18 protein-coding genes and 1 pseudogene are annotated in these 17,096 nt (G+C 34.5%); 15 read left to right on the forward strand and 4 right to left on the reverse strand.

The features are described from left to right. Positions 1-8: 8 nt before the first annotated feature. Positions 9-1,150: pseudogene (locus NSQ59_RS05235) on the reverse strand (IS110 family transposase). 485 nt (positions 1,151-1,635) lie between these two features. On the opposite strand from NSQ59_RS05235, the gene NSQ59_RS05240 reads away from it, so the two are divergent. The 3 genes from NSQ59_RS05240 to NSQ59_RS05250 all read left to right on the forward strand — a co-directional run bounded on the left by NSQ59_RS05240 (position 1,636) and on the right by NSQ59_RS05250 (position 3,757). After that, positions 1,636-2,178 carry an RNA polymerase sigma factor gene (locus tag NSQ59_RS05240; protein WP_340829864.1) on the forward strand — a complete coding sequence of 181 codons (543 nt, stop codon included), beginning with the start codon at positions 1,636-1,638 and terminating at the stop codon, positions 2,176-2,178. Then, entirely contained in the window at positions 2,147-2,905 is a 759-nt protein-coding gene (locus NSQ59_RS05245; protein ID WP_340829866.1) for a hypothetical protein, read from the forward strand. The genes NSQ59_RS05240 and NSQ59_RS05245 overlap by 32 nt, the downstream gene beginning before the upstream one ends. 456 nt (positions 2,906-3,361) lie before the next feature. Beyond that, on the forward strand, positions 3,362-3,757 hold the full coding sequence (locus tag NSQ59_RS05250) for a VOC family protein (RefSeq protein WP_340829868.1): 396 nt from the start codon (positions 3,362-3,364) through the stop codon (positions 3,755-3,757). A gap of 358 nt (positions 3,758-4,115) precedes the next feature. On the opposite strand, the gene NSQ59_RS05255 is transcribed toward NSQ59_RS05250, so the two are convergent. After that, complete coding sequence (locus NSQ59_RS05255) at positions 4,116-4,667, reverse strand: helix-turn-helix domain-containing protein (protein WP_340829870.1); 552 nt, start codon at positions 4,665-4,667, stop codon at positions 4,116-4,118. Between the two features lie 79 nt (positions 4,668-4,746). On the opposite strand from NSQ59_RS05255, the gene NSQ59_RS05260 reads away from it, so the two are divergent. The 7 genes from NSQ59_RS05260 (at position 4,747) to NSQ59_RS05290 (ending at position 12,201) form a co-directional block, all read left to right on the forward strand. Next, on the forward strand, positions 4,747-5,472 hold the full coding sequence (locus tag NSQ59_RS05260; RefSeq protein ID WP_055738477.1) for an AzlC family ABC transporter permease: 726 nt from the start codon (positions 4,747-4,749) through the stop codon (positions 5,470-5,472). Further along, on the forward strand, positions 5,469-5,795 hold the full coding sequence (locus NSQ59_RS05265; protein WP_055738478.1) for an AzlD domain-containing protein: 327 nt from the start codon (positions 5,469-5,471) through the stop codon (positions 5,793-5,795). The genes NSQ59_RS05260 and NSQ59_RS05265 overlap by 4 nt, the downstream gene beginning before the upstream one ends. Positions 5,796-6,254: 459 nt before the next feature. Next, positions 6,255-7,865: a diguanylate cyclase gene (locus tag NSQ59_RS05270; RefSeq protein ID WP_340829873.1), complete on the forward strand. Its 1,611-nt coding sequence runs from the start codon at positions 6,255-6,257 to the stop codon at positions 7,863-7,865. Positions 7,866-7,892: 27 nt separating this feature from the next. Beyond that, positions 7,893-8,264 carry a response regulator transcription factor gene (locus tag NSQ59_RS05275; protein ID WP_126648806.1) on the forward strand — a complete coding sequence of 124 codons (372 nt, stop codon included), beginning with the start codon at positions 7,893-7,895 and terminating at the stop codon, positions 8,262-8,264. Beyond that, complete coding sequence (locus NSQ59_RS05280; RefSeq protein ID WP_340829875.1) at positions 8,251-10,683, forward strand: sensor histidine kinase; 2,433 nt, start codon at positions 8,251-8,253, stop codon at positions 10,681-10,683. Before NSQ59_RS05275 ends, NSQ59_RS05280 begins: the two co-directional genes overlap by 14 nt. A 47-nt stretch (positions 10,684-10,730) precedes the next feature. Further along, positions 10,731-10,940 carry a hypothetical protein gene (locus NSQ59_RS05285; protein ID WP_340829877.1) on the forward strand — a complete coding sequence of 70 codons (210 nt, stop codon included), beginning with the start codon at positions 10,731-10,733 and terminating at the stop codon, positions 10,938-10,940. A gap of 397 nt (positions 10,941-11,337) precedes the next feature. Beyond that, on the forward strand, positions 11,338-12,201 hold the full coding sequence (locus tag NSQ59_RS05290) for a YitT family protein (protein WP_340833139.1): 864 nt from the start codon (positions 11,338-11,340) through the stop codon (positions 12,199-12,201). A 233-nt stretch (positions 12,202-12,434) separates the two neighbouring features. Here NSQ59_RS05290 and NSQ59_RS05295 read toward each other — a convergent pair whose 3' ends face one another. After that, positions 12,435-12,776 carry a helix-turn-helix domain-containing protein gene (locus NSQ59_RS05295; RefSeq protein WP_055738484.1) on the reverse strand — a complete coding sequence of 114 codons (342 nt, stop codon included), beginning with the start codon at positions 12,774-12,776 and terminating at the stop codon, positions 12,435-12,437. A 309-nt stretch (positions 12,777-13,085) separates the two neighbouring features. Between NSQ59_RS05295 and NSQ59_RS05300 the strand changes: the two genes are divergently transcribed. The 5 genes from NSQ59_RS05300 to NSQ59_RS05320 all read left to right on the forward strand — a co-directional run bounded on the left by NSQ59_RS05300 (position 13,086) and on the right by NSQ59_RS05320 (position 16,559). Next, positions 13,086-13,676: a CalY family protein gene (locus NSQ59_RS05300; RefSeq protein WP_340829880.1), complete on the forward strand. Its 591-nt coding sequence runs from the start codon at positions 13,086-13,088 to the stop codon at positions 13,674-13,676. 148 nt (positions 13,677-13,824) lie between these two features. After that, on the forward strand, positions 13,825-14,619 hold the full coding sequence (gene tapA / locus NSQ59_RS05305; RefSeq protein ID WP_280513077.1) for an amyloid fiber anchoring/assembly protein TapA: 795 nt from the start codon (positions 13,825-13,827) through the stop codon (positions 14,617-14,619). Further along, positions 14,616-15,197, forward strand: coding sequence for a signal peptidase I SipW (sipW, locus tag NSQ59_RS05310; RefSeq protein ID WP_055738487.1), 582 nt, complete (start codon positions 14,616-14,618; stop codon positions 15,195-15,197). The genes tapA and sipW overlap by 4 nt, the downstream gene beginning before the upstream one ends. Positions 15,198-15,250: 53 nt before the next feature. Then, the gene (locus NSQ59_RS05315; RefSeq protein ID WP_055738488.1) at positions 15,251-15,859 is read left to right on the forward strand and encodes a TasA family protein; all 609 of its coding nucleotides are present in this window, start codon (positions 15,251-15,253) and stop codon (positions 15,857-15,859) included. Between the two features lie 73 nt (positions 15,860-15,932). Beyond that, positions 15,933-16,559 carry a TVP38/TMEM64 family protein gene (locus tag NSQ59_RS05320; protein WP_055738489.1) on the forward strand — a complete coding sequence of 209 codons (627 nt, stop codon included), beginning with the start codon at positions 15,933-15,935 and terminating at the stop codon, positions 16,557-16,559. Positions 16,560-16,760: 201 nt separating this feature from the next. On the opposite strand, the gene NSQ59_RS05325 is transcribed toward NSQ59_RS05320, so the two are convergent. Next, entirely contained in the window at positions 16,761-16,901 is a 141-nt protein-coding gene (locus NSQ59_RS05325; protein WP_163258597.1) for a hypothetical protein, read from the reverse strand. Between the last annotated feature and the right edge of the window lie 195 nt (positions 16,902-17,096).

Genomic DNA, 17,096 nt, shown 5'->3' on the forward strand with positions numbered 1-17,096 from the left:
TTGGATGACTAACTGGCTATAGATGGTTCAGAGAAGTGTTGCTTATTGAGAAATAAGGTATAAATAATTCTTAGAATTTTGTGTGCTATTGCCTGTAAAGCTTTTTTCTTACCCCGCCTTGCAGAAAGAGACCAAAAAACATTTGCCATTGAAGTATTTTTCGACCTTGATATTGCCCATGCGACCTCACATAAGGCTGATTTTATATGTGGATTTCCCGGCACACTTTTAGAACTTTTTTTTTACCAGCACTTTCATTATTTCCGGGTGAAACACCAGCCCAAGAAGCTAAATGTCTAGACGAAGGAAATTGGCTCATGTCTGTTCCAATTTCAGCAATAATACAAGCTGCCGTATGGTCTTTAACTCCAGGTATAGATAATAGAATTTCTTTTTCTCCTTGGTAAGAACTTAGAATTTTCTCCATGCGGGTTTCCAGTTCTTGTATAGATTTTTCCATGTACTCTATATGACTCCATGAGCTTTTGATCATAAACATTTGATGTTCATTTAGCGTTCCAAAAAGGGATTCAGATATAGTATCTGCTTTTTTTCGAAGTGAATGATGTATATTATTATCGATATCTGTTTTATCAAGATACCCTTTTTCCACCAGCTGATTTAAAAGTTTACGACCTGAGACTCCAAAGATATCAGAGATAACGGAGCCAAGTTTTATGTTAGAACACTCAAGTACTTTCGAGATTCTATTTTTTTCCGCAGTTAAGTTACCAATCCATTTCTTTCGTAATCGAGTTAAATCACGTAACTCTCTAAGATCTTGTGAGGGAACAAAACTTTTCTCAATTAAACCATGACGAAGAAGTTTGGCAATCCATTCTGCATCGGAAACATCAGTCTTACGACCAGGAACATTTTTGATTCGTTGGGCATTGGCAATGGTAATGTCAAAATATCCTTCAAGGATATTAAAGACAGGTTTCCAATAGATGCCCGTACTTTCCATAGCAATGTGAGTGATTTCTCTTTCCTCTAACCATTTCAATAATTCAAAAAGACTTTTGGTTAGGGTTGAAAAGGTCTTGATTTCTTTTTGGATGACTTCATCATTAGAGCCTGTTAAGGCACAAACAACAATTTCTTTTTGATGAACATCCATTCCAGCACAATGAGTTAATAAAATGTCCATAAGGAAAAACCTCCAAAATAATGTCTATGGAAAGTGGAATAAGCTTGGTCAAACAGCATTTTTCTGTACGTGATCATCTTCAAGAGTTGAAGAGTCGACATAGGGGTGTACACAAGGCAAATTCCAAACAGTTTCTTATACAGGGTTGAACCACCACAAAAAGCCACGTAAAGATTACTTTCCATAGCATTAACCAGTATGGAAAAATGGACAAAAATAAAAACCCCAGCATTGAAATAATTTTCATGCCGGGGTGTGAGTGTAAAATCATGTATGTTTCTTATTGAAGTAAAGGGCAGGTTAGTTCAACAAGTAAAAACATAATTCTAACTTCTCTGAAGAGAGAATGATTATTAGTAAAAAGGTCCTTAAAATGGATCTTTTTTATTTGAATGATATTTATTTTACAAATGGGTTATAAAAGTAAAACTTTTCTTAAGCTCAAACGTTTAAATATTGAACACCTAACAGAGAAGGGGATTAGATTGCCTGATAGCAAAAATAGAGAAATTATAAAATGGTATGAAGAGTATAATGAATCAATTTTTAAATTCATCTTTATGATGATTCAAGATTATCAACAAGCGGAAGATTTAAGACATGAGACCTTTGTTAGAGCTTTCATTAATTATGATTCATTTAGACATGATGGCAATGCTAAAACTTGGCTACTTAGTATAGCTCATAATTTAACAATCGATTATATAAGGAAACGAAGACCTATAATGTTGTTTAAAGAGGTTTTTAATTTAAAGAAAGACGAAAGTCCATTGCCTGATGAAGCAATTCAAATTAAGGAAAGTTCATATGAACTTTATAAAGCATTGTCAAAGATAAAAGAATCCTATAGGAAGGTAATAATATTAAGAAGAATAAAGGGACTTTCTATAGAAGAGACTTCGAAGGTTTTAAACTGGTCTGAAAGTAAAGTAAAGTCAACATTGTTCAGAGCTATTCCCGCTTTAGAAAAGCAACTATTAAAGGAGGGGTATTTTAATGAAAGACCAGTATCCAAAAAGTATATATGATATAGAGTTAGATAATTTAGAAAGGAATATATTATGGAAAAAGGCTAATAATGAAGAATTAAAATATAAATTATTAAATGATCTAAATAAACTTGAACATAAATCTAAATTTAAGAAGTTATTTAGTTATTCTATTAAGATATGTGTCTTGGTAGCCTTATGTAGTATATTGACTTTTAATATTATTAAATCTGGTAATTTTCAATTAAAACGAGTCTCTTCGGGGTCTTTGAACAATGACGGATTCCAACAGACGATTTCAGAACAGAATAAAGCTCAACAAAAGCAAGATGAAAAGTATAAAATTGTAACTAATAATGGAATTCGTTCATTAGTATTAACTGAGGAAACAATGATTCCTTTAGAATTAAATCATGCTATATCTTCTATAGTTGGTAAACCAATAATTTCAACCAATAGAAATAATAATCTGTCACAAGTAAATGTTTTTTATCCGATACAAGGAAATGATTTTATTACCATTCATACTACTATGAATGAACAAGGGTCTGAGAAACAGGCATACGACTCATTGGTTAAGTTGTACCCTAATTCTGGGGTAGCAATGAGTTTTGTTAATCATCTTGCTCTTCTGTCCAAACCTCAAGATAAAAATAGTGAACCACAGCTATTTATTGTGACCAGTAAATATATTTATTATATTTCGGGTGGAAAAAGTAGTGATGATTTAATTAAAGTTGCTGATTCGATTTCTTTTAATAATTAGTAGTTGAATTAAGCTTAATTTTATTAACTAGATTTTATTTGAAATTAAAACTAATCATTGGATTTGAAGTGACTTTCAATTTATGGGGTCGCTTTTTCTTCAAAAGATTGTGAAGAACTACACTTAAACAAACTGGTGCTTTAGTTGAGCAAGAATTTCTATTAAAAAGTAATCCTTTTAGGCTTGAATATGGTATTGTAACAGGCTCAAGCCCAGGATCTAACTATAAATGATTAAATTCTGTCCTTTCATTTCGTTCGTAAATTTATATAGAGTACAACCAAGTAAGAACATAGTCATCTTGCATTTTCTACGGTGAAGCTCTGCTTCATGGATGGCTAACAGGGCGTTGATCAAAAATTTTATAAAAAAAATTTTTTTCTTTGTCGATTTCATCATCTTATATTCGTCGTATTGATAGAAAGGCAAATTTAAATAGGAAAGGTTGTTAAAAATATGGGAGCACAATTAAACGCTTATTTGATGTCAGAGGATGCAAGAAGTCAGGCTAATTTTTATGCAGAGTCACTTGGCGGAGAAATTCTATCACTTAAAACATTCAGTGAGGCTCCACGTACACCGGAAGCGATGAAGGACAAAGTCATGCATCTTGCTTTGATGGTAGCTGGACAGAATATGCTGATGATATCCGATTCTTTTGAACCAGTAACCGGCAGCCGTAACATCAGTCTTGCTTTAACCTATGATAATGAATCTGAAGCAAGAGAAGCTTATGCCAAGCTTAGTGAGGGTGGAGAAGCCAAGTATCCTTTTGCTTTGCAGCCATGGGGTGCATACTATGGAGAAGTTGTAGATAAATTCGGTGTTACGTGGATGATTACCAAACCGTAAAAAATGGCGGACTATTTCATTGACGATATATCTATTTACTCATGATGGAACGTGCTTTTTCTCCCTACGGCTAATCCAACTGAATTAGTCGTAGGAATGGATCTAATAAAACGATAGGACTTGATTTGTCCATTTTCAAGGAAGTAAATAATGCAACATTTAACCACGACAAATTTGGAAAGGGAAAACATATATTTAATGGTTTCAGTGTGAATTTTCATTTTTTTGAGGTAATAGAAATATATATTTGTACTATAATTATATTTTTTTCTTGTTGCAGTACAGAGAAGGATGAACAGAAGTTGCGTACCGTTTACGCAACTTTTATTTCATTTAACCTAGAAAATAGACATAGATATTAGTCGGGATAAGAGATAATGACATAGAATCTTACCGTTTCATCAGAAGAATTTATATACATGTGTTCAATATTTGCGTTAAATTTAATAGTCTCATCATTGGTTAATTCAAGCTTCTCACCTTGCACCTCGAGTGTAAGTACACCGTGTTGTATAAGTACATATTCCTCACCTAGATGCTTTTCAGATATATGACTAAACCCAGGTTTGAGGTCTACAGTGAAAATTTCAAACTTTTTTTCCGGATGAAATGGGAAAACGGAGTATACAAGATAATTGCCATCATCATCAATCAATGGGTTCAGTTGATTGATGTTTATTTTTTCAATTTGCGGCTTATCTGTTTCCTTTAAAAAAGCAGAAAAAGATACTTGTAATCCATTTGCAATTTTCCAGAGAGTGGTGACAGTCGGATTAGATTTTCCATTTTCAATTTGAGCTAACATTGCCTTACTGACTCCAGACAGTTCCGCTACGCTATCTAAGCTCAATCCTCGCTTTTTTCTCATTTTGGCAAGATTATTGGCTATAACCTCTTGAATGAACTCCATAAAAAATCTCCTTGACTCTTTTTTGTGTTTATTATAGCATACATATAAACAATATAACAGACAAAAAGGTGGGGAAACAATGAATGAATTATCTCACGAAATGCCTAGAGAAAAAAATCTTTCTACATTTTCTCAAGGCGTAAAAGATTGCATTCCAACTTTAATTGGTTACATCAGTATTGGTATCGCTATGGGGATTGTTGGAGTTTCCTCTAATCTAAGTATTGTAGAGATTACTCTTTTAGCCGCATTAGTTTATGCTGGTGCATCACAGTTTATTATTTGTGCACTGCTAGTATCAGGAAGTCCTTTGTCAGTCATTGTATTTACTACTTTTATCGTGAATTTACGGAATTTTTTATTAAGTATGGCATTGGCTCCCCACTTTACAAAATACTCTTTAATGAGAAATATTGGGATCGGAGCTCTTGTAACAGATGAGTCATTTGGTGTTGCCATTAATAAAATTGCTAAAAAAGAGAATATTAATGCGCAATGGATGAATGGGTTGAATGTAACAGCTTATATATTTTGGATTTTATCTTGTTTGTTGGGTTCCATCTTTGGCAAATGGATTTCAAATCCTGAAGTATTTGGATTAGATTTTTCTTTAACAGCTATGTTTTTAGCATTGCTTGTTTTGCAATTACAAAATATTGATAATGGTAAATTGAAGTTTTATCTATCATTAATTGTGTATGTAGTTATATTAATGTTGGTTCTATGTATGTTTGTTCCTTCGTATATAGCAATTATCTTATCAACAATAATTGTTGCAACGATTGGAGTGGTTAAAGACAAATGAGTATTAATTTATCTATATTACTAATCATTTTAGGCTGTGCTATGGTAACCTTTATTCCAAGAATTATTCCATTTATAGTGATAAGAAATATGAAGCTCCCGAAAATTGTCGTCAAATGGCTTTCATTTATCCCTATTTGTATTTTTACTGCACTTATCGTTGATAGTTTTATCAGCAAAGATCAATCAGCATTAATCTCGATTAATTGGAGTGTTCTTGCTGCTATTATACCGACACTAATTATCGCAATATGGACCAAGAGTTTGTCCGTTACAGTAATAGTGGGAATAATATGTATGGCTACTGTTAGGTTTTTATTTTAATGAAGCTTACGATTTTGAAGAGAAGAATCCATTTTGATCATTCTATTTCAAAATGGATTCATTTTAGTTATTGTATTTTATGTGTTATAAAGGTGTTGTTGGTCAAAAGCTGCAACAAAATGACAGTGACAACCTTCTAAACGGTTTTGCAGATAATTTCACTTTCTCCAGTTTAAATAAACACCCCTGTTAAAGAATCCCTTTCATTTTATTAATCTTTTTAAGTGCTACTGGATGCATGACATTCATATTACATTTTTTTGAGGCGTTTTAACAAAATACTTCAACAATTTAGAATGGAAATTGTCGATTATTGTAGAAATCTCTAGCGAAACAATAAATATCAGTAAATATTTTGGATTTCCCACCGATAATACAAAGGATAAAAGGAAAATCGAAAGGGCCTTTTACTAGTCTTTTCTTTTTTTTTGCGTGGAAATCAAAGGTCGGAGTGAGAAAATGGATTTATCTAAATATAGAAACTTGCTTATAAAAAAAATAATGGAGCAAGTTGCTGAATGGTGTAAATCGGATGCCGAAATAATGATTTCTAATTCTGAGGTACATCGTTTCTTACACTCTATTAAAGGGACGTCTGGAACTTTAGAATTGGAAGGCATTCATCTTATTTCAGAAACATTGTTAGAACAATTAAGCAGCTTCCATAAAAAAGAATGGAAAGGACAGGAATTGAGAGAGTTTCTTTCTGAATTAATGGAGCTTACCTATAGTTATGGCCATTTTGAAGAAGTGGAGATGAAGAAACAGCAGTCTAGAAATGGGGACGTCCCACTGATCCAAATCATTGATGATGATATTTCCATCCTTATTCTTTTGAAGGATTTCCTTGAAAAGAAAGGTTGGATGGTCATTACGAATTCCACTTCGAATAAAGCTGTATCTCAATACTTTGATTTACAGCCCGACTGTGTTGTGATTGATGTGAATTTGCCAAACAAAAATGGCTTTGAAATTATTGAGGATTTACAAATTCATAGTAATAAACACTTCGTTCCCATTGTGATGATTAGCGTATTCAACGATCGAAATACTCGTATAAAAGCTTTTAAAATGGGAGCGGATGATTTTATCCAGAAGCCAATTGACTTAGAGGAATTCGCAGTCCGTATTGAGCGCCATCTCCAGAGAAAACAAATATATGACCAATCTGTTTTACTTGATGAACTAACAAACCTGTATAACCGCAGGTATTTAAAGGTTGTATATGACCGGAGCATGGAAGAATGGAAACGGAACAATCAACAATTTAGTATAGCGATCTTGGATATTGATTATTTTAAAAAGATTAATGATCGTTATGGTCATGTTACAGGTGACTTAGTCCTCTCAACATTTGCATTATTTTTGGCGGAGAATACAAGAAGTAACGATTTAGTATTTAGATATGGCGGAGAAGAGTTTATCATCTTATTTCAAAATACAGATTATCATAAAGCTTATGAAATTGTTTCAAGACTATTGGCAGATTTCACTACAAAATGTTTTGAGGCTAATGGAGAAGTCTTCTTCGTTACCTTTTCCGCTGGAATTACTGGCATTTGCTCTAAGGAAACAACAATGGATTCAGCTATAAATGCTGCGGATCAAGCATTATATACAGCAAAGAATTTGGGCAGATCAAGGGTTGAATGCTTTAATCAGTCATTGATGGAACAAAAGAAGTTGTTTATTTCCGTTATTGATGATGACCCTATTATTCGATCGATGTTGAAAAGTAGATTACAAGAAGCAGAATTTAATCATTATGTATCCAATATCCATACATTTGAAAATGGGCCATCCTTCTTTCAGTCTGGAATACTAGAATATCCGGGAGAACATTTCCTAATTTTAGACGGGGTTATGCCTATTATGGATGGAATAGAAGTATTGCAAAAGGTAAAACAAACAGAACGGAATAACGTTAGCGTTATCATGTTGACCGGAAGAAATAGTGAGGATGATATCGCGAAGGCATTAGAATTAGGGGCAGATGATTATATGACGAAGCCTTTTCATATGAACGACCTTCAAGAGAGGATTATGCGACTTATTCAAAGGAAGAAATGAATATTTGATATAAATAAGGTGGTCTAAATGAAAAAAATCTTATTAGCAGAAGACGAAGAAGTGTTAAGAATGCTCATCGTAGATACACTTGAGGAGCAAGATTATTTGATTCATGAAGCTTCAGACGGACAAGAAGCATTACATTATATAGAAAAAAACGAGTATGATTTGTTAATTTTAGATTACATGATGCCTGAAATTACAGGTTTGGAACTAATAAAGCATATAAGGGGAAGCCTCCACAATCACGAGGTCAAAATTCTCATGTTATCTGCGAAAAGTCAGCAGTTTGAACAGGAGAAGGTATTAGAGGCAGGGGCCAATTATTTTATCGCCAAGCCTTTTAGTCCTATGGAGTTATTAACTAAAATAGAGGGTATCCTCCATGAAAATGAATAGTTATTTTAATAAGAAGAGTTTTTCAAGAAAGTTTACCTTTTTATTTGGCGCATTTTTTATTTTCTTTGTGCTGGGATCAGCAACTCTATTGATGATGCATCATTTATTGAATGCAGCAAATTTCAAAGAGAGAAGTGAACTAGATAAGAAGGAAAAGATAGCCCAGGCTATCAATGATGATTTCAATCAGGCATTTTTTGACGCGCGAGGATATATAGCGATTGGAAACGCAAAATTTGCGGAAAATGCGCTTGCCCAGGAATTGAAAATAAAAAAGCTCGAAAAGCGATACGCATCTATGGCTACCACAGATGACGACCAAAATTTTTTATATGATTTGCATGAATTTATTTCTTATTACTTTGATGTTACGTTGCCGACTGTAATAGCGGACTATAAATCTGGTAATAAAAATGCCATCGTTAAAATGGCAAATGAGCAGGCTACGTCACGGGTTACTTCTTTTCAAAAACAGATGAAAACCTATATTCAGGGGATTGATGATAATCTGGAAGCCCATTATCAAAAGCTCATTACCTTGCAAACTAGTATTCAAATCGGTTTTCTTATTTTCGTCATTATCGTCTTTTTTATTCTTTTAGGAATTATGTCTTATATGTTCCGGCAATTAGGGAAGCCTTTATCCGATTTATCTATTGCGGCAAATGAAATGGCCAGTGGAAGAGAGGTCTCTATTTCACTAGATACAAAAAGGGAAGATGAAATTGGGATACTGTCAAAATCATTTCAAAGCATGATGGAAAAGGTAATCGAAAAAGAGCAGGATTTGTTGGCACATAATGAAGAATTAATTGCCCAGCAGGAGGAGCTTCAAGCTCAACAGGAAGAACTGGAAAATGCTTTACAGACACTAAATGCTAACGGGGAAAAATTAAAAAATAGAAATAAATTAGTCAATCAGCTTTCCAATACAATCAATATACATGATCTCTTGAATAGCAGTGTATTGAATATGTGTGAAATTATCCAAGCGGATAAAGGAATTATTGCGATGGTCGATAATCCATTATGTGCTTCATACGGAATATCCCCCTCTGCCGTAAATCAATTTTTGCATCATATGAAAAGCAGATTGTGTGAAAAGTTGAAGATAACCAAAATGCCATACACCCTGAAAAGACGGCTGGAATTATCCGAAAAAGGCTACCACGAGGGAACACTATTTGGATATGATCTCTACTTGCCGGTTCTTGCATCTGATGAAGAGGTCATTGCTATTATGATTTTCACTAGGTATGGCGAGCCTTTTCAGGAGTCTCAAATGGAAGAGTTTCAGGCCCTTTCAAAAAGTATTGGAATCAGTCTGGAGAAAATCTCTCTTTTCCAAAAGTCAGAAAAGGAAAGGAAACAAAATCAGGATATCCTTAATACACTTCAAGAAGGTGTACAATTAATTGATACGAATGGAAGGACTTTGCACATCAACAACCTATTAATCGATATATTAGAATGTGAAAATTCTACCCTTGTCGGGATGGAATGGGATGAATGGATTTCCTTTATGAAAGGGAAAGTAAAAGAAGAACAAATTGCCGATTACTTAGAAAATGCGGTGCGTGCAAAGAATAACAATGAATTGGAAACCTTTATCTATACATTGGAGCGCTCTAAGAAAGTAATAAAAGTTTACAGCAAAGAACTGTACCATAATGATGTAAGGATAGGAACGGTTTTGGTTCACAGGGATATTACAAAAGAGTACGAAGTCGATCAAATGAAATCAGAGTTTGTCAGCACGGTAAGTCATGAATTACGGACACCGCTTTCCAGCATTCTTGGTTTTACCGAATTAATGATCAACCGTGAATTAAATCCAGACAGGCAGAAAAAATATTTAACTACTATTTGGAATGAATCTAAGCGTTTAACTGCTTTAATTAATGATTTTCTCGATGTACAGAGAATGGAATCCGGCAAGCAAACTTATGAGAAAAAATATATAGATTTGCTGCCAATTTTAAGAAAAATAATCGATGCCCAGCAAATTAATACAAGTCTACATCACTTTATACTTGATCATCGTGGATCTATTCCTGCTATTCTAGGCGATGAAGCGAAAATGGAACAAGTTTTTACTAACTTAATCCATAATGCCGTAAAATATTCTCCCGAAGGCGGATCGATAAAGGTAAAGGTTACGGGAACTGATGAACAGGTTAAAGTTGACATCATTGATGACGGTTTAGGTATTCCACAAGAAGCAATGGACAAACTATTTACGAAATTTTACCGAGTCGATAATTCCGACAGAAGAAAAATAGGCGGAACGGGTCTTGGTCTATCCATCGTCCAAGAAATTGTAAAGTTCCATGGCGGTAAAGTCTCCGTCAAATCCAAGCTAGGCAGCGGCAGTACCTTTACTGTTGCATTTCCAGCTTTCTCTAATGTGTTGTCATAATAGTGTGGTATCAGGCACTACTCGTGGACAAAATGGGTGGTTTGTGCGTGGTGGGTGGACAAAATGAGGTTGTTAAAACAGATGTGGAATGTCGAATTTTGATTAGCGGAATTACTGGTCAAATTCGCGGGAATATCTCAAAATTTGGCGGGATTATTGGTCAAATTCGCGGGAATATCTCAAAATTTGGCGGGATTATTGGTCAAATTCGCGGGAATATCTCTAATTTTGTGGAATTAGTGGTCAAACTCGCGTGAATATCTCTAATTTTACGGAATTAGTAATCAAATTCGTGGGATTATTACTAAAAATGGCTGGAATAAACAACTAGGTTGTGATGTCAGGCACCATTCGTAGACAAAATAGGTGGTTTGTTCGTCATAGGTGGACATTTTGTGTGGTGCAAATATGAGTAGAAAAATATAAAAAATGAAATGACTGAATTCCTGGGGGATGTGTGGGCGCCATCCTCATCCATTTTATTATGGCGTCTGTTCGATACCATTATGAGGACAAGCGACCTGCCCCTCAATCCTATCCAAACGCAAGAAATGAATGAAACCAACAAACAAAAAAGGGTTTTCTCTTTTTGTTTGTTGGATTATTATAGTTTAATAGCATACTTGGTTAGCAATATAAATTTAAGGAAGTCCTATCATGAAACAAACCATTAGAGACATTATATTCATTTTAATTGGCGCACTTATTTTTGCCGTTGGGATTAATTATTTTACGATCCCCAATCATTTATCAGAAGGCGGAATTATTGGCCTGACGGTTATTGCACACTATTTATTTCATTGGTCACCAGGTGTGGTGAACTTTGTCTTAAATATGGCACTCTTACTGGTAGGCTATAAATTTTTTGAAAAAAGAACGATTGTTTATACACTTTTATCGATAGCGTCTTGCTCTGGGTTTTTATATTTAACGGAGAATACAGGCAAAACCATTACCGACAATACATTGTTGGCGTCTATATTTGCTGGTTTATTAGTGGGGGCAGGCTTAGGGATTATTTTCCGAGCGGGTGGAACCTCCGGCGGCACTACCATAATTGCTAGAATGGCAAATCAATACTTTGGCTGGAGTATCGGAAGCGCCATGCTGCTGATTGATATAATTGTCGTTGCCGGTTCTGTCTTCATCATTGGGCTGGAAAAAGCAATGTATACGCTAATTGTCGTTTATGTTGGTGCAAAAGCCATTGATTTTATTGGTGAACGATTGGATGAGAGAGTTGGTGTCTTCATAATTTCCAACTTTCCGGATGTCGTCTTGAATGAAATTACCACCAAAATGTTGAGAGGTATTACAGTGCTTGAAGGCCGTGGGGGATACAGTGGCAGGAATAAGGAAGTACTGTATGTTGTTATTAGTAAGCAAGAGGTTGTTCGGTTAAAAAATATCATAAACACTCTTGATGAAAATGCGTATGTAACGGTGCACAGTGTTCATGAGATTGTTGGTAAGGGATATAAATCGGATCAAACCAAGCTGGTGAAAAGTGCAAGATGATAGATGTAAAGGATTCTGCCAAAAATGGGGGATCTTTTTTTAATCCTCACGATGGCCAAAGAAGAAATCCTCAATGGAAGCCAGTGGGCGGTTCTTGTGTTTTTTCAAAAAGAACCGTCTTTATGCTTCACGTCTGAGCAAATATAAAAAGCTCCTTATTTCATCGGACGATAGTCCCAATATTTCTTTGTTTCTAGTAATATTCATCTTTTTCATCAAATTTTATTTCCTTGTTAACTATTTTGGATTTTCCAATTTTTAAATTCAATAAAGTTTTGCAGTGTTAGAAAATCCTCCTTGGTCATCCCGTTATCAATAGCCTTATTAAGGAGAATTTTCCATTCTTCATCTATATTAGTGTCTTGGAATAATGTTTTAACCTGTTCATTTAATAGGAAATCAACTGTTGTATCAAGTGGTTCAGCAATCCTTGACAAAAAATCCAGCGAAGGATTATTCCGTAGCCCTCGTTCAATGTAGCTCAAATAGGATTTTGACACTCCTGCCAGAAGGGCTAATTTTGAAATGGAATATCCTTTTCCCCTTCTTAGTTCTTTTATTCTTTGTCCAATCATCACTCTCTCCCCAAGTCTATTGTAAATTTATATGTTCATTATAATGAACAATATGTTCTTTATAAAATTATAAAAAAGTAAGAAAAAAAGAGATAAAACGAGATAATGAACAATAAATGTTCTTTTTAACGAATATTTGCCTATTTTTAAGATTTTTCAAAATAATCTATTTGGCCTATACTCAGGTCGTAGGATTCGTTAAAACGAACGCTTCAATCTACAAGATTTAATGAAGTTTGCAACTCCTTATGAACAACATAAGGGTTCAAAATAAAAAAATATTAAAGGGAAAAAAGAGGAGGAAAAGAAATGAGTCTTAAAAAGAAACTAGGTATGGGGATAGCATCAGCTGCACTAGGATTGTCATTAATTGGGGGAGGTACATATGCGTACTTTAATGATGTAGAAACAACCAATAATTCATTTGCTGCTGGAACATTAAATTTGACTGCAAAACCAACAACCATCATTGATGTAAAGGATATTAAACCTGGTGACTGGATGGATCGTGAGTTTACATTGAAAAATGATGGTTCACTAGATATTTCAAAAGTTTTATTAACTTCCAGTTATCAAGTAATTGATGCAAAAGGTGATAATGCGGGAGAAGATTTTGGAAAATATATTGAAGTAGCATTCTTAGTGAATAAAGATAAAAAAACAACAGAGGTTTATAAAACTACATTAGATAAACTTTCTACTACTGATGTAACGGAAAGAGATGTACTTGGATGGATTCTCGGTGGAGAAAATTCCGGATTAAAAGCGGGAGATACAGATAGCTTTAGCGTTAGATTTACTTTTAATGATAATGGAAAAGACCAAAATAAGTTCCAAGGAGATCAGCTTAAATTAACTTGGAATTTCGATGCAAAACAAACTGCTGGTCAAAGCAAATAATAAGAAAAGATGGAAGGTGGAAGCACCACCTTCTGTCCTGTTTAATTATTCTTTTAACGAGTCATTAATGTTTAGAAGAGTAATATAAATATTTAATGGTTGGTTAAAGGAATAAGTTATTCAAGAAGTCATAAAGGAGGTAATTAGAATTAGAGCCTCACGTCTAAATAAATTCAAACGCAAAAATAAGAAACTATTACTTATGATAAAAATCTTGGCTATTTGGTATATCGCCATTTTTACGGGCAGCTACTTGTCGTCAAACACCAGTGCCTATTTTAGTAGTACATCTGAAGTTAACGGTGTCCTCCAAGCTGGTACTTGGGAGAAGGAAAACCCTGATAACGGCCCTTGGGATAAAAGTTCATTAAGCTTTAATGGTAATGATCAAACAATTAATAGTTGCAGTACTACGAATATTTCTGTAGATATTAAGAACTCAGGGAACAATATGGAAGGGCAAGCAAGTTATGAAGTCTATTATGCTGAAAATGGTAATCCTAAAAAAGGTGTTAAGGTAGGGGAAGGGACAATACTAGCTATTTCTTCCAATGATTCAATAAGTCTCTCCTATGATGCTGAAAAACCTGGAAACTACAAATTCAAGGCATATCAACGCCCTGGTCATCCTGGACAGGGAGAGTTGTGGAGTCAAACTATTTCCATAACCTGTGATAAACAAAGTGATGCATCTTCTACAAATGATGGAAAGGATACTGATAAGAATCAAGATAATCCAAACAAAACTGATTCCGATCAATCCAATTTAGATTCCCAGCAGAATACAGAGTCAAAACAATCAGATAAGCAAAATAATGCAGATAACCAATCTGATACTAGTTCAAGTAAAAATAATGCAGAAAAAGTTGAATCTGCAGAAAATGCCAATCAACAGGCAAATGACAATTCACAGAATGCAAACAAGGATGGTGCAAATAAATGAAGTCTTCCAAAATAGTAAAATGGATAAGTAACTTTACATCCATCATTTTATTTCTTGTATTAATATTCATGATTTTTGTTGTAATCTCTTCGAAAGCATCCGGAGGGTCACCAAAATTCCTCGGTTACGAGTTAAAAACCGTTCTATCTGGTTCCATGGAGCCAACATTTAAAACAGGATCTATCATTGCGGTAAAGCCCGCAAAGGATAAGGCAGACTTTAAAAAAGGTGACATTATAACTTTTAAAGCAGACGAGAAAATGATTGTCACTCATAGAATTGTGAAGGTAGAAAAAAGTGGTGGCCAAGTGTTGTATCGTACAAAAGGAGATAATAACAAAACCGCCGATTTGAACCCAGTTCTTTCACAAAATGTTATCGCAAAGTATACAGGGTTTACTATTCCTTACTTAGGTTATTTTATAAACTTTACTCAAACGAAAAATGGCAGTGCTTTATTACTGATATTACCTGGGATTCTATTACTTGGCTATGCAGTGTTTTCGATCTGGAAAGCAATTGCAGAAATTGATGATAAAACGAAAAATCCTCCAGAATCAATAGAGAAATCAGTTTAATAAAAGATGGGGTATCCCATCTTTTATATATGATTACAAAGGGTGGAAAGTGGATGAAAAAAAGGATCATATCGTTGCCACTTGTTTTAACGGTGATTTTTATCATTATCAGTCCTATAGGAAAGATATGGGCAGCGTCAAATACAAATGAAATCGATATCGCGACTTCTCCTCATAAGGTTTTATTTGATGTAGACAATTTAAAGCCTGGTGATTGGGCAACTCGGGACTTACATGTGCAAAACTTAGGAAAACAAGATTTTAAATATACCACATCTATTCATTTTGAATCCGGGTCCAAACTATTCTTTAAAGCACTTAAATTAAAGGTTAGTGATAAAAAAGGTGAATTATACAGCGGGAAATTAGCGGATTTTAATAAATTGGATTATCGAAAGTTGGCAAAAGCAGATGAAGAGACTTTAACCTTTCGAGTAGACGTTCCTACCGAAGTGGGAAATGAATATCAAGGGTTAACCTGCAAATTTACCATAAAATTATATGTAGAAGGTACATTAGGCGGAATTTTACCAGCAGACAAAAGTCTTTTGTCTAATACAGGGTCCAATGTTTTAAATGCTATGGCAGGAGGAATTATATTAATAATTGGAGGAAGTTCGTTTTACTTGTTTAAAAGAAAAAGAGCAGTTGATATAAAATGAAACTAAACTTATTATAATTACGTATTCTAGTTGGATACGTTTTTATTTTTATTAAAAATGAGGTATTGAGAAAATGAAACAATTGGCGATGCTTTTGACAGCAATAGTGATTATAGTTTTGGCATTTACCCAAAAAGAAACCATTCTACACGAAATTCATACCGGCCACACCTCTGCATTCCTTATCAGCATCCTATTCGTAGCCCTCCTAGTCTTCTTCCCAGTCATGCCTTACCCTCTAGTGGCAGGCTTAATTGGATCGGTATTCGGAGTTTGGCAGGGAATCTTCATTTCCCTCCTCGGGGTAATGGTGGGAACCTTTACCATGTTTTTAATGGCGAGATATGGATTCCAGCAATGGGTACAAAGGACAATTCAAAAGTTTCCGAGATCAAAGGAATATGAAACATATTTTGAGAAGAATGCATTTCTGGGTATATTATTTCTGAGATTAGTTCCTGTTATTCCATCGCCATTATTAAATGTTTTAAGCGGGGTAAGCAAAGTTTCATGGATAACGTTTCTGGCAGCAACCATAATTGGGAAGCTTCCTAATATCGTAATTTCAACATTCGCTGGCAGTTTATTTGAACATAATAAAATCCTTTCTATTGGAATTTATGCTTGTTATTTTTTAGTTATTACGGTGATTATTACGATATACATGAATAAAAGAAAAATACATTTTCAGAGGAAATAACCTTTCTCGGTTTCTTTACAAAAGTAAGTATCCGCTGGTTTCACCGCGGATACTTATTGAAGGAAGGGAACATTCAAAATTGTCAACGGTCACGTTCGCTACTTCAATGTGCCCATTCTTTTCTACAATTAGCGAGTTTATCCAAAAATTATGTTCTAAACTTATTAAAAGATCTGGGAGCAACACGAAATTTCACTATTGTTACTCCTTCTCCTCCTGAACATGCTCATTCAAATATCGATTCTCAGAAGTTGCAGCAAAATGAACTGACTGCAAGCTCATATCCGCATCAACCCCAAAGAGGTCTGCAAATGTTTTTTCTTCCCTTTTCTCATCTCTCACTGGAACTGCACTCCTAACATTTTGGTGTGCTACTATAATGTGCATATCCAAATAAAATATCCATGAAAAATGTTACACCATAAAACTCGAAACATTGGATAAAATAAAAAAAGCCGGCATCAGACGGCTAATGTTCGGTAATTAAGAGGGATGATGGGACAAGTCCCTCATCCCAATGCCAAGGAATCTGTCCCC

It is taken from the genome of Margalitia sp. FSL K6-0131 (genome assembly GCF_038008735.1).
In the GTDB taxonomy this organism is placed as follows: domain Bacteria; phylum Bacillota; class Bacilli; order Bacillales; family Bacillaceae_C; genus Margalitia; species Margalitia shackletonii.

Coding starts and splice junctions, on each gene's coding strand:
- NSQ59_RS05315 (WP_055738488.1), top strand. CDS start 15,251: ATGAAAAAAAGGATCATATCGTTGCCACTTGTTTTAACGGTGATTTTT.
- sipW (WP_055738487.1), top strand. CDS start 14,616: ATGAAGTCTTCCAAAATAGTAAAATGGATAAGTAACTTTACATCCATC.
- NSQ59_RS05275 (WP_126648806.1), top strand. CDS start 7,893: ATGAAAAAAATCTTATTAGCAGAAGACGAAGAAGTGTTAAGAATGCTC.
- NSQ59_RS05245 (WP_340829866.1), top strand. CDS start 2,147: ATGAAAGACCAGTATCCAAAAAGTATATATGATATAGAGTTAGATAAT.
- NSQ59_RS05295 (WP_055738484.1), bottom strand. CDS start 12,776: ATGATTGGACAAAGAATAAAAGAACTAAGAAGGGGAAAAGGATATTCC.
- NSQ59_RS05260 (WP_055738477.1), top strand. CDS start 4,747: ATGAATGAATTATCTCACGAAATGCCTAGAGAAAAAAATCTTTCTACA.
- NSQ59_RS05320 (WP_055738489.1), top strand. CDS start 15,933: ATGAAACAATTGGCGATGCTTTTGACAGCAATAGTGATTATAGTTTTG.
- NSQ59_RS05255 (WP_340829870.1), bottom strand. CDS start 4,667: ATGGAGTTCATTCAAGAGGTTATAGCCAATAATCTTGCCAAAATGAGA.
- NSQ59_RS05280 (WP_340829875.1), top strand. CDS start 8,251: ATGAAAATGAATAGTTATTTTAATAAGAAGAGTTTTTCAAGAAAGTTT.
- NSQ59_RS05270 (WP_340829873.1), top strand. CDS start 6,255: ATGGATTTATCTAAATATAGAAACTTGCTTATAAAAAAAATAATGGAG.
- NSQ59_RS05265 (WP_055738478.1), top strand. CDS start 5,469: ATGAGTATTAATTTATCTATATTACTAATCATTTTAGGCTGTGCTATG.
- NSQ59_RS05300 (WP_340829880.1), top strand. CDS start 13,086: ATGAGTCTTAAAAAGAAACTAGGTATGGGGATAGCATCAGCTGCACTA.
- NSQ59_RS05250 (WP_340829868.1), top strand. CDS start 3,362: ATGGGAGCACAATTAAACGCTTATTTGATGTCAGAGGATGCAAGAAGT.